This window comes from Fictibacillus sp. NPDC058756 (assembly GCF_042746035.1).
Classification (GTDB): domain Bacteria; phylum Bacillota; class Bacilli; order Bacillales; family Fictibacillaceae; genus Fictibacillus.
Map to the genome: position 1 here is coordinate 399,021 of NZ_JBHYPU010000001.1, position 12,785 is coordinate 411,805.

Genomic DNA, 12,785 nt, shown 5'->3' on the forward strand with positions numbered 1-12,785 from the left:
TTATGACTCAATTTCGCGGGATTATGGCTGCAACTCGCGGAATTAACTCCAAATCTCGCGGGAATATTGCTTCTTTTCATTTTTTTGCGCTGCCCTCGAACAGGGAATTATCAAAAATAGTTAGATGTAATCCCGCCGTCGATGTTTAACAGTGCACCGTTGGTCCAATCTGACTCGTCTGATGCCAAATAGATGGCAGCGTACACGATATCTTCCGGTTTTCCGAATCGACCGGCCGGTTGGCGCGACAACCGTACTTTTTTTGCTTCTTCATCTTTTACGAGCCATTCCATCAATAGGGGCGTTTCGATCGGTCCAGGGCAGATGGAATTTGTACGGATGCCTTCCGGGCGGAACTGGATTGCAAGCGATTTTGTCAGTGCGTTGACTGCACCTTTTGAAGCGGTGTACGCATCTTGAGGAACGCTGCACCCGAGGAAAGCTACAAAGCTCGCAATGTTGATGATCGATCCTGATTGGTTTTTTTGCATTTCTGGAATGACATACTTGCACATAAAATAGATGCCTTTTACGTTCACGTTCATGACCAAATCCCACGCGTCTTCAGGTGTATCGATGACGGAGTGGTCATCTGCGATCATGACGCCGGCGTTGTTATAGAGAACGTCGATTTTTCCGTATTTTTCTACGGTATCATCAACGGCTTTTTTGACGCTTTTTTCATCGGTTACGTTGCAGTAGAAGTAGGTTGCGTCGCCTCCTGCTTGACGGATGGCTTCAGCGGCTTCCGTACCGCTTTTTTCGTTCATCTCAAATACTGCGATCTTTGCGCCTTCTTTTGCGAACATTTCAGCTGCGGTTTTTCCCATTCCGCCGCCCGCCCCTGTTATGATGCATACTTTGTCTTGTAGTCTCATCTGTTGTTCCTCCTCAAGTTCAATTAATCTGCTAGCACTGCTCGAAATAACGCTGGCGTTCCCATTTCGTTACGATACGATCAAACTGTTTTTGCTCTAGTTTTGCGGTAAAGAGGTAGTGGGAGGCAGCTTTTTCGCCCAACACTTTTTGAACGACTTCACTATCTTCCCAGCATTGGATGGCCTCATATAGCGAACCTGGAATACGCGGAATGTTTTTATCTTTATAAGCGTTTCCTTTGAATTCAGGTTCAAGCTCTAATCCCTCCTCAATGCCTTGAAGTCCAGCACCAATCAGGGCTGTGTACGCTAAGTAAGGGTTCATATCCGCCCCAGGAATGCGCGTTTCCACACGGAGACTTTTCCCGTCGCCGACGATCCGGTAGCCGGATGAACGGTTGTCATGACTCCAGATGATGTTGACTGGAGCCCAGCTTTCTTGAGCGTATCTTTTATACGAGTTAACGTATGGTGCGAAGAACAATGCAAAGTCACGGGAATATTTTAAAACACCTGCTAAAAAATGCTGCATCGTTTTAGACATGTTATGGTTGGCGCTATCTGGATCATAAAAAACATTCTCGCCCGCGCGCTTGTCCCATAGACTCAGGTGGATGTGGCCGCTTGAGCCTGTCCATTGGTGGTTTGGCTTTGCCATGAACGTGACAGATAAATTGTCTTGCATGCAGATTTCTTTCATGCCGTGTTTGAACATGATGTGGTTGTCTGCAGCGTTTAGTGCGTCGGAATAGCGCATGTTGATCTCATGCTGTCCTTTAAATGCCTCACCTTTTGATGACTCAATAGGGATATCTGCTTTAGCCATGTTCCGGCGGATTTTTTGATAAAAGGGTTCATTTCGTGTCCCTTGAAGAAGGTTATAATCTTCGTTAATATGTCCAGCTGTTTCAACATCTTCATAGCCTTTTTGGTGAAGGTCTTCAAAGGACTCTTTGAATAGATAAAATTCAAGTTCACTTGCCATGTTAAGTTCGAATCCTTTTGCTGCTGCTTTTTCAATTTGGTTCTTCAAAAGGGTACGAGGCGCGATTGGTATGGAATCACCGGTCTTTTCGTCGTACACATCGCAAAAAACGATGGCGGTACGGTCCGCCCAAGGTACGATCCGGAGCGTTGACCAGTCTGGAAGGGCGAGCCAGTCACCGTAGCCGTTCTCCCAGTTCATCATTTCGTAGCCGTCTGGCGTGTTCATTTCGAAGTCCGTACCAAGCAGATAGTTGCAAAAATGTGTTCCTTTATCGAGGTTGTTTTCTAAACAATAAGCAGCCGTCAGACGCTTTCCCATCAGTCGCCCTTGCATATCACAGATTGCTAGATTCACCGTGTCGATCGACCCGTCTTCCAGCAATGAAAGTAAGGTTTCTTTGGAGATCAATCCTGTTTTCTTTGACTCTTCCTTTTGGGATAGATTTATGATTGTTTCTTGACTCATTTTAATAACCTCCTTCTTCATTTTCGAGCGTGAGTGAGATGTATTTCAGTTCGAGAAACTCTTCTAATCCGTAAAATCCGCCTTCACGGCCGATGCCGCTTTCTTTAATGCCGCCAAACGGAGCTTGAGGGACACTCAGTGATGTTCCGTTTACGCCGATCATGCCGGAGTCTAGTTCTTCAGCCATGCGGTAGACACGGTTTACATCACGGGTAAAAAAGTAAGCCGCTAATCCATACGGGCTGTTTTCCGTGAATTCCACAACCTCCTGTTCTCTTTGGAAAGAGAGGATAGGAGCGACCGGACCAAAAATTTCGTCTTGTGTCAGTTTCATATCGAGTGTGACATCGCTGAGTACAGTCGGTTTAAAGAAGTAGCCGTTGGAGTCGGCGGTTCGCTCGCCGCCAGTTTCTACTGTGGCACCTTTTTCTTTAGCATCTTGAAGCAGTTGTTCGACGTTTTTGAGTGCCGCTTCATTCACTAAAGGGCCAATTTGTATGGGGTCTGTCCCGGGGACAGACCCCGAGCCTACTTTTAGCTCTTTTACTAGATTTACGATCTTTTCGGTGAGCTTTTCCTTGATTTCTTCATGAGCAAAAATAACGTTTATCCCGTTGCACATCTGTCCGCAGTTTTCGAACTTATTGTCGATGATCGCTTTCGCAGCGAGATCAAGGTTTGCATCAGGGAAGACGATAGCAGGTGCGTTTCCGCCAAGTTCCAACGAGATTCGCTTCACTTGATCGGCTGCGCGCTTCATGAGCTGTTTCCCGATTTCGGTTGAACCGGTAAACGAAATCTTCTTTACGCGTCTATCATTAAATAACGTCTCACCGATTACAGATGCTTTACCCGTCACAAGGTTTGCAACCCCAGCTGGAATCCCGGTTTTCATGAGCTGTTCGAAAATGGCGATGGCAATCCTTGGTGTTTCACTCGCAGGTTTCACAACGACCGTACAGCCAGCCGCAAGAGCAGGAGCGGTTTTCCGTGCCACCATCGCGCCAGGGAAGTTCCATGGTGTGATCAGTCCGCATACTCCAACAGGCTGTTTGATCACGGAGATGCGCTGGTTTTCTTTGGAGCCAGTGATCACTTCGCCGTAAACACGTTTTCCTTCCTCTGCGTACCATCTGATGAACGTTGCACATCCTTCAATTTCACCTCGTGATTCGCTTAATGGCTTTCCTTGTTCTTCCGTTAAAATAGCAGCCAGTTCATCACGGTTTTCTAGTAAATTATCAGCCCATTTCACTAAGTAAGACTCTCGTTTTTCGGGGGTGAGCTTCTTCCACGGTTTAAAAGCTTCAAAGGCTGCGTTGATCGCAAGCTTCGTTTCTTTTTCACCTCCATTAGGCACTTGGTCGATGACTTCGCCAGTCGCCGGATTAATAACATCGATGCTCTCAGATGTGCTGACCTTTTCGCCTTTGATCCATAGGTAGTTAAGTGTCGTTTTTTCCATGTTCATACCTCCTGTAAGGATAGTTTTAGAGAATAAGAGAGTAAAAAAAGACAAAAGACACCTAAGGACATACATGGTTGATGTATTTCTTAGGCGTCTTTGCCGGGTTTTATTTACATGTCATTTGCGTATTTTTTCAAGATTGCATTCGCTGTGCGTTCAAGCGAGACTTGCTGTTTCATACTGAAGTTTCGCATCTTCTCATAAGCAGCTTGTTCGTTCAGCTTTTTCACTTTCATGAGAACCCCCTTTGCACGTTCGATCTGCTTTCGGGCATTCATTTTTTTATCTCTTTGTAAAAGTTCTTCTTCATATTGCACTCGCTGCTGGGCTTGAGAGAGTGCGATTTCAACTGCTGGAATCAAGTTCGTCTCAGAGACCGGTTTTACAAGATACCCAAGCACATTCGCTTTTTTCGCATCTTCCACAAACTCTTTTTGGCTGAAGGCAGTAAGCATAAGAATAGGAGTTTTACTTTGTTTGGTGATGATTCTGCTTGCTTTAAGTCCATCCATCTTCGGCATTTTGATATCCATGATCATTAAATCGGGTTGCAGCTGATGAGCAAGCTCAATTGCTTTTTCTCCATTATCACCTTCTGCGATCACCTCATAGCCTGCATCGGTGAGCATTTCTTTTAAGTCCATCCGCAGAATCGCTTCATCTTCAATCACAATGATTTTAGGTTTCAAACTGCTTCCACCTCTTTCAACGGAAAAGTGATGACCGCTTTTGTACCGCTGTTTGTTTTTTCGATGGTGAACCTTCCTGCTAAGTCGTGACACACGATCGTGTTTACGATATCAAGCCCGAGCGATGATTGGGAAGAGGATGAGTAGCCGATACCGTTATCCTCAACCAAGACCTCAAAATGACCCTGAATATCTGAAAAATGAATAATGATGTTTCCTTCATTCTGCTGTTTAAAAGCATGCTTCAAACAGTTTTGAATGAGTTCATTGATGGTAAGGGCTAATGAAACGGCAACATCTGATTTTAAATACATCTCGTTACCATGAAATTCGATGGACACTTCAGCCTCAGCACACATCCCGCTTTGGATAGACATCTGACCGATGCGTTCAATAAGCTGTTTGATCTCAACTTCATCAATTTTGGAGCTTTCAAGCAGCTCTTCATGAACGGCCGCGATGCTCGAAATCCGGTTTAGACTTTGCTGAATGCCTTCAGGACCGCCACCGCGTTTCATCTGCAGCCGCAGAAGGCTGGATACAGTTTGCAGGTTGTTTTTTACACGATGATGAATTTCCTGGATGACCGCTGACTTCACCATAAGCTGGCGTTCTTTTTCCCGGAGCTCCGTAAGATCCCTGATCACGACGAGAATCCCTGTGATTTGCCGATGGTTAACGAGTATGATCTGCTTCACTTCGAGCGCTTTTTTTCCGACATTTACTTCTTGCTGCAAAATGCTTTCAGTTTCTTCATAGATTCCCTTTATAAAAGGGAGGCGGTCGTGGATGAACGTTCCGAGAATCTCTGTTTTTCCATCCAGTTCTTTGATCAGACAACCAGCACATGAGTTGTAATACAGAATTCTGCCTTTGGGATCGAGAAGCAGGAGCGATTCTTGAATCATGTTGGAGATAATGGAGTCTTGCTCAGTTAGTCCGATTAAGGTTTGGCTTAGCTGTTCGTTCGTTTCCGATAGAGCTTTTACTTTATTTTCGTGATGAACTTGTTCACTCACGTCTTCTTCCATGATGAGTGAACCAATCGTTTCTCCGCGTTCATTTTTAATAGGAACAACACTTTGTTTTACGTATTTTGCTTCTTGCGTGATGGCACGCATTCGTTTCATCGGCTTGCCGGTTTTATGAGTAAAAGCAACGGCGGGCTCGAAGGACGCATATGCGTACTTTCCGACTACAGATTTTGAGTAAAGAGAAGGAGCATTGGCAGGCTTTGCTTCAGCTACAACGATGGCGTGCTTGCCGTCGTTTGCTGGACAATCGATAAACAGGTTTGATTGGGTTAGATCGGCAGTGAGTTGAAGGGACTTTGATTTTTCAATAATGGTATCAATATCTGACAGGGTTAAGTTGGTATATTGCATGCAAAGTTCTTGAATGGTACGGTGCATGGTTGTCTCCTTTCTCACTACTTTAAGAAGGCTGACTCCTGTTTTAGTAAACATTGTTGCAATTAGAAAGTGTTGATTTCCGCTCCAGGTTGCTCGCTTTCCGTGGGGCGTGCGGTGAGCCTCCTGGCGCTTTGCGCCGACAGGAGTCTCACCTGTCCGCTTCAAGGTAGTATTCTTGCTCCTGCGTCTACGAGTAGATGCTACGATGTAAGCTTCCTCGTCGCATGCCTAGCGAGAAGCTTTTCAAGTGGTAGGCACGCACCTTGCGCTCCAATCAACTATTCAAAGAAGTGGCAACAATCTTTTAGAAAAACAAAAAGGGGCGGCACAAATACTCCCGCTAAATTAGCAGGAATACCCATACATAGCCCCTTTGCTTACGTACTTTTCACTTATAAATTGATTCTAAAATAATGTTAATATTCTGTCAATAATCAAGCTTTTCCAATAACCGCTTGTTTGGATGTGGTTTGGGGGCTTAAGAAACGAACGGCAGCTTCACACATGACAGAAACCCCGGTTGTGAGCGCTTTTTCATCAAAAACCACACCAGCATTATGCAACGAAAGTTTTGATTCTGGTTTTTCATTATGTGTACCTAATCGAAACAGAACCCCAGGCACCTGTTCGGCGTAAAACGAAAAATCTTCAGAGCCTAGCGACGGGTTTTCGAGATAGACGAGGCGGCCTTCTCCGAGCGTTTCAGTTACAACACGGTCAATGAGTTCGACCATCGAATCGTCGCTGATCAGCGGGGGAGTGGCCATCGTATAAGAGACTTCAGCTTCACCGTTCATGCTCTCCGCTGTTTTCGTGACAACCCGATTGATGATCTCGGGCATTCTTTTTTGAAGATCAGGGTTTACGGTTCGAATCATTCCAGACAAGTGAACGGACGATGGAATCACGTTTGGTGCTATACCGCCGTTGATTTTTCCAATAGTGAGGACAGCAGGATCGGTAGGTGCAACCTCACGTGAAATCACGGTTTGCAAGGTCGAAACAACATGACCTGCGATAACGATCGGATCTACACACTTATGAGGATGAGCGGCGTGGCCGGCTTTTCCGTAAATGGTAATATCAATAAAATCAGCAGCGGCGGTAATCGGACCTTTTCTGATACCTATCGTTCCGGCAGGAAGATCAGGCCAGCAATGCAGCGCAACGATTGCATCCACATCAGGATTTTGAAGCACGCCTTTTTCGATCATCTTTTTAGCACCTGTTAATTTCTCCTCACCAGGCTGGAAGATGAGTTTAATGTTCCCGTTGATTAAGTGGCGGTGCTGATTAAGAAGTATCGCCGCACCTAAAAGGATTGAAGTGTGGAAATCGTGCCCGCAAGCATGCATGACACCAGGGTTGTTTGAGCTGTATTTGAGGTCGGTTTGTTCCTGAATCGGAAGGGCGTCCATATCTGCCCGCAGTGCAATGGTTTTACCAGGTGAGTCTCCTTTGATGAGTCCGACAACACCTGTTTCGGCTACGTTTCTTAACACCTCGATGTTGTTTTCTTCTAATATGTTTGCAACAAATTTAGCGGTTTTGTATTCGGAAAAACTCAGTTCTGGGTATTGATGCAGGTGACGACGGTATTCAATGATTCGGTGCTTGATGGATTCTGCCAACTGTAAAAAAGACACGTTTTATCCCTCCTGAACAAAAAAGGAGCCCCAGTCCTATACCCGAAGTATAGTGATGGAAAGCTCCTTTGCTGATTGTATTTACTTTTTTATAAATGTATCGGTTAATGACCGTTTCGTCAATTTAAAAACGTCTTCTCTTGTTGCGAGGCTTTCGTTTTCGTTTGATAATTTTAATCTCTTTTACTTTAATGAACCTCATGCTAATAAATAAGATGTACGTTATAAGCGCGACATAAAAGAAGATTGGAACACTTTCAAATTGGTTTTTTGCCACCAAATAAAACATATAGAATAAAAACAGCGTGATGATCGTTCCGTATCTTGGAAGCGGAATGTCTTTTAAACTCGGAATTTTGATGGTGCTGACCATCATTAATGCTACTCCGTAAAAGATCAAAACGAAAATCCAAAGCGGAATCATTTTTACAAAGAATACTAAGAAAACGACGATGCCACCAGCCGGCGGGATCGGAATACCTTTAAAGTATTTCATGGATTCTTCGGAGTCGGTAATGTTGAAGCGCGCTAGACGATAAGCACCAAATAGCGGGAATAGGCCAGCAAGAACGTAACCCCACATGCCTAAATTCGCAAAATAGGAGTTTGCAGCTATAAAGGCTGGTGCCACACCAAATGAAACGACATCTGCCAGGGAATCGAGCTCCTTGCCGAGTGTGCCAGAAACGCCGATGATCCGTGCTGCTCTTCCATCAACAGCATCAAGCATCATCGCAATAAAAATCAGCATTGCTGCGTTTCGGAAGTCGCCATGTGCGGCATATCCTATTGAAAGAAAACCACAAAATAAGTTCCCTAAAGTTAGTAAATTCGGAATATGTTTTTTCATTGTACACGTCCTTAAAAGTACTCTATCTCTATGATAGACCATTTTCTGTTAAAAAGTTATGTTTTTTTGTAAAGTCATAAGCTTAACAGAAAAATGCACAAGATAAAAGCTATACAGCTGAGGAGTATTAGGAGTTTAGAATGACTGAGTGCTGACATAAGTTAAACCACCGTGAATGTAATCGGTTAGAATCTCAATAACTCGATGTAGTTCTTCTACGGTGGTTTCTTTTCGTTTTTTAGGTTCGTTTGGTACATGATGGTGATGATAAGGATTTGAGGGTACCCACGCATGTGTTCCGGGTTCATGGTCTTCATTTCCAAAAGCCATGATATGCCTTGGCTTTTTGCCCATTCTATTTAGTCTTTGTGATAATTCCCAAGCATAGTGGTATTCAATAATCTGCCCAGCCTCATTAAGTTTTTCACTAATGAAAAGAACAGTTTCTCCATAGTGTTTATGATCTTTAAGGGGGAGAGTAACATTGATTTTCATAGAACCTTTCGTATCATAACGAACTATATTCGAATATCTTTCTTGCTCGAATAGACGTGGGTTTTCCTCAAATATTTTTTGAATGGATTGAAGTCGATCCGCCTGAAAATTACCCATCTATTCTAACTCCTGAAGTTCTTCGATTAGGTCTTTCCAATCTTTAAAATCATCAGGTTCATCCAGTTCGTATATATCGATACTGCCATCCAAAACATCTTTAAATGCTATATCAAAAGAAGCATTATACTGCATTTCATACTTCTTAATTTCTTCTTTAATAGTACTGATTAATTGCTTTTTGTTTATATTTCGAATGCGATAACTCTCTTGCAGGGATTGTATTCGTGAAGTCCATAATGAACTTTTTAAGTAAAACTGGTTGTGCTTGGGGTAACTGCTATGTCCGGCTTCTTTTATGCATTCTAAGCCTTGTTGCACACGTCTTGATAATGTGGGGCGTGAAATATTTACTTGCTGTGTAAGGACAGAAGATGGGACTAGGTAGGAGTTCTTATAAAAATATCGTAGAGTTCCGCGTTGTGTAATATCATAAAAAAATTTGTCTAAGTAGTATTTAGCTTTTGCAAATGATGTAATCGAGTTGTTCATCCCACTGCTTTTTGATTTTAATTCTTTTTCAATCTTACTAATGATATTTTCATCAATAGCGGTTTGCTTTTTAAAAATCGTTTCTTTCGACGGAGTGATTCCAATTACAAATTGTTGAAATTTAGTTTGTACTGCTTGAGTAACTGTAAGTAAAAGTATCATCGGATCTTCCGAAAGGTCAAAATGTAGATTTTCAAACAATGATAAACCCGAACTCTCATAGGTTTGAGGTGTCATTGGCTTTCCTCCTTTCTTATTATTATAACATGCAGTGAAACGAAAATGCGTTTTTGTTACATATAAGTATGCTCTGAATAGATATAAATATACAGTAACAATGAAAGAAGGATTGACTCCTCTAAGCCAATCCTCTCTTATTTAACGCTCTTCTTCAAATAACTCTCAAACAGCAAATCAATCAGCAGCATCAGCGTAGATCTCGCGGTAATGTCATACCCCGCAAACTTCACGCGGTCTACTGTCATACTTAAATTCGTTTTCACCATTTTACCTAGCGTGGAATCGGACGAGTTTGTAATCGCTGCTGTGTCAACGATTTTATAAGTCAATTTTTCTGCGGCCTGCACCAGGGTTTTCGTTTCGCCGCTTGATGAGATGAAGAACACTAGATCATTCGGCTCCACCATGTTCGGCAGCAGGTCGATCATGTGTGATTCGTATGTATAGTGAGTTTGCTTGTTCGTCTGCATCAAAAGCTTACTAAAATACTCGGCCATCATTTTGGACAAGCCGACACCGACCACAATGACACGTTTTGCGTTTACCATTCTCTCGCTCAATTTTTCTAGTTCACTTGTTTGAATCGTTTCAAATGCCGAGACGAACTCATCTTTATAGCGGTCAACTGGATTATCGTCCAGCAGCGATTGCTGGTTTTCAATCGTCTTCAATATATATTTCAGCTCCGAAAAGCCTTCTAATCCGAGTTTGTGAGACATCCGCACGATAGTAGTAGTGCTTACGTTGTTCACTTTTGCGATCTCGGTCAGTGAATGTTTTTTCGCCGCGTCTAGATTCCCATCTATATAGTAGAGCACTTGTTTTTCGGTTGGTGTGAGTTCGGCCAGGCGACTTCCGAACTGATCTAAGACTTTCCCCATTCCTAACTTCCTCTTTTCCGCACATGTCTTTCCCTTAGTATAGCCCATTTTTCATTCTGTACAAATATACAGCGACTGTACAAAGATAACGCTTACTTTTGTGTTAAAACTTAAGTATAGATATTTGGAAGTGCTTTCATACTAAGGAAAGATAGGAGTGAACGTCATGCAACTTAGAAACATGACCCATCCGAATTTAGTAATGTTCGATGTTGACGCTCAAAATAAAGAGCAAGTCATCCGGCAGCTAATTTCTAACATTTACAAAGAAGGTTATATAGAATCAGAAGACGCTTTATTGGAAGCGGTTTTAAAACGCGAGGAGCAATCTCCGACAGGAATGGAGAAAGGTCTTGCGATCCCGCATGGTAAGTCTTCAACGGTTAAAAAAGCCGTTTTCGCTGTGGCGCGTTTGAAGACGCCACTTGACGACTGGGAAAGCATCGACCCGAACAACAAAGTTCAGCTCGTGTTCCTAATCGCAATTCCTGAAAGTGAAGCTGGCACAACTCACTTGAAAGTATTGTCTACATTAAGCACAAACTTAATGCGCGACGGCTACTTAGAGGGCTTGATGGCGGCAGAAACATCTGAAGAATTTTTAAACAGACTGGATGTAGAAGAGAAATCAGAAACTCCAGCTGAAAAAGAATTTACGAAGACTGTTGTTGCGATTACGGCTTGTGCAACAGGTATCGCGCATACGTACATGTCGGCTGAAGCTTTAGAAAAAGCGGGCCGCGAATTAGGCGTTAGAGTACTTGTTGAAAAACAAGGGGCGAACGGGATTGAGGACGAACTAACTGCAGATGTTATTAAAAATGCAGATGCGGTTATCTTCGCAACAGATATCGCTCCGAAACGAAAAGAGCGTTTTGCAGGGAAAACATACGTTGCAACACGTGTTGCGGAACCGCTCAGACGTGGTAAGGAATTAATTCAAAAATCGCTCGACAATCCTGATGGAGTAGTTGAAGCTGGTGACGAAGACGAGTCATCAACAACAACTTCAAACGGCGGCGGATTCTTCAAAGACATGGTCCAAGCCGTAATGACAGGGATTTCTTACATGATTCCGGTAATCGTTGCCGGCGGTCTAATGATGGGAATCGCGAAGCTTGGTGCGATGCCGTTTGGTCTTGTAAACGAACTCGGTGATCCGAAATATGCAACACACTCAAATGAACTTTTCGTTATTTTGCATCATTTAGATAAGTTTGGCGGATTGATCTTTAAGTTTATGTATCCGATATTCGCTGCTTTCGTCGCCTATTCACTGGCTGACCGTGTTGGTTTAGTAGCCGGATTTATCGGAGGAGCTTTTGCCGGCGGACTTCATTACACGTTCTGGGACAACCCTGAAGGTATTCCGTCTGGTTTCTTAGGTGCATTAATTCTTGGTTTGGCAGCGGGTTACATCGCTCGTTTCTTGAACCAAAAGATTCAATTAAGTAAAAACTTGGCTGCGATGAAACCGATGTTTATCATCCCGGCAGTCTCTGTTTTATCGATCTTCTTCTTAAACTTTTATATTGTAGATCCTGTATTTGGCGGTCTGAATGTTGTTTTACGTAACTGGATTGAAGCAGCGCAAGGTACTGGAGACGTTGTGTTAGCATCTATTATCGCGTCTGCGACTGCTTTTGACTTAGGCGGACCGATCAACAAAGCAGCCGGTGCGATCGCGATCGGACTTGCGGCTGACGAAGTTTATCCGTTAACGGCACGTGTTTTGGCAATCGTTATTCCACCAATCGGACTAGGACTAGCAGTAATTATCGACAAATATGTAGTAGGACGCCGTGTATTCCCGGCTGACCTTCGTGTTGCAGGAAACACATCACTATTATTAGGATTCCTTGCAATCTCTGAGGGTGCGATTCCGTTCATGCTTCGTAACCCGTTAATCACTATTCCGATCAACATCATCGGTGCAATCCTTGGCGCAAGTACAGCCGTTCTTCTAGGAGCTGTACAATGGCTGCCGCTTCCTGCAATCTGGGGCTGGCCGCTTGTTGAAAACCTATGGGCATACTTGTTAGGACTAGTAGTCGGTGCAGGATTCATAGCATTCGCGAACATCTTCGTACGATTTGCGATTTTAAAGAAAAAAGAGAGACAAGCATAAAAACTAAAGGGGCGCATCTTGAAAAAGGTGACCCCT

Annotated in this window: 11 protein-coding genes; 1 reads left to right on the forward strand and 10 read right to left on the reverse strand. The window is 43.5% G+C overall.

Going from position 1 to position 12,785, the window contains the following annotated elements:
- Positions 1-110 precede the first annotated feature (110 nt).
- From ACFW35_RS02025 to ACFW35_RS02070, 10 genes are all read right to left on the reverse strand, one after another.
- Positions 111-878, reverse strand: a complete 768-nt coding sequence (locus ACFW35_RS02025) for an SDR family NAD(P)-dependent oxidoreductase (RefSeq protein WP_379843402.1) — start codon at positions 876-878, stop codon at positions 111-113.
- A 31-nt stretch (positions 879-909) separates the two neighbouring features.
- Positions 910-2,331, reverse strand: a complete 1,422-nt coding sequence (locus tag ACFW35_RS02030) for a glutamine synthetase family protein (RefSeq protein ID WP_379843404.1) — start codon at positions 2,329-2,331, stop codon at positions 910-912.
- 1 nt (position 2,332) lies between these two features.
- Positions 2,333-3,796 (reverse strand): NAD-dependent succinate-semialdehyde dehydrogenase, encoded by a 1,464-nt coding sequence (locus tag ACFW35_RS02035; RefSeq protein ID WP_379843405.1) that lies wholly within the window; start codon positions 3,794-3,796, stop codon positions 2,333-2,335.
- A 113-nt stretch (positions 3,797-3,909) separates the two neighbouring features.
- Positions 3,910-4,488, reverse strand: a complete 579-nt coding sequence (locus tag ACFW35_RS02040; protein WP_379843407.1) for an ANTAR domain-containing response regulator — start codon at positions 4,486-4,488, stop codon at positions 3,910-3,912.
- Positions 4,485-5,900, reverse strand: coding sequence for a histidine kinase N-terminal domain-containing protein (locus ACFW35_RS02045; RefSeq protein ID WP_379843408.1), 1,416 nt, complete (start codon positions 5,898-5,900; stop codon positions 4,485-4,487). The genes ACFW35_RS02040 and ACFW35_RS02045 overlap by 4 nt, the downstream gene beginning before the upstream one ends.
- Before the next feature lie 434 nt (positions 5,901-6,334).
- Complete coding sequence (locus ACFW35_RS02050) at positions 6,335-7,546, reverse strand: M20 metallopeptidase family protein (RefSeq protein WP_379843410.1); 1,212 nt, start codon at positions 7,544-7,546, stop codon at positions 6,335-6,337.
- 124 nt (positions 7,547-7,670) lie between these two features.
- A complete protein-coding gene (gene pssA, locus ACFW35_RS02055) occupies positions 7,671-8,396 on the reverse strand; it encodes a CDP-diacylglycerol--serine O-phosphatidyltransferase (RefSeq protein ID WP_379843412.1) in 726 nt (241 codons plus the stop codon).
- A 135-nt stretch (positions 8,397-8,531) separates the two neighbouring features.
- Positions 8,532-9,008 carry a toxin-antitoxin system TumE family protein gene (locus tag ACFW35_RS02060; protein ID WP_379843413.1) on the reverse strand — a complete coding sequence of 159 codons (477 nt, stop codon included), beginning with the start codon at positions 9,006-9,008 and terminating at the stop codon, positions 8,532-8,534.
- On the reverse strand, positions 9,009-9,737 hold the full coding sequence (locus ACFW35_RS02065) for a hypothetical protein (RefSeq protein WP_379843415.1): 729 nt from the start codon (positions 9,735-9,737) through the stop codon (positions 9,009-9,011).
- A gap of 137 nt (positions 9,738-9,874) precedes the next feature.
- Positions 9,875-10,669, reverse strand: a complete 795-nt coding sequence (locus ACFW35_RS02070; protein WP_379843417.1) for a MurR/RpiR family transcriptional regulator — start codon at positions 10,667-10,669, stop codon at positions 9,875-9,877.
- Between the two features lie 118 nt (positions 10,670-10,787).
- Between ACFW35_RS02070 and ACFW35_RS02075 the strand changes: the two genes are divergently transcribed.
- Positions 10,788-12,749: a fructose-specific PTS transporter subunit EIIC gene (locus ACFW35_RS02075; RefSeq protein WP_379843419.1), complete on the forward strand. Its 1,962-nt coding sequence runs from the start codon at positions 10,788-10,790 to the stop codon at positions 12,747-12,749.
- Positions 12,750-12,785: the final 36 nt, after the last annotated feature.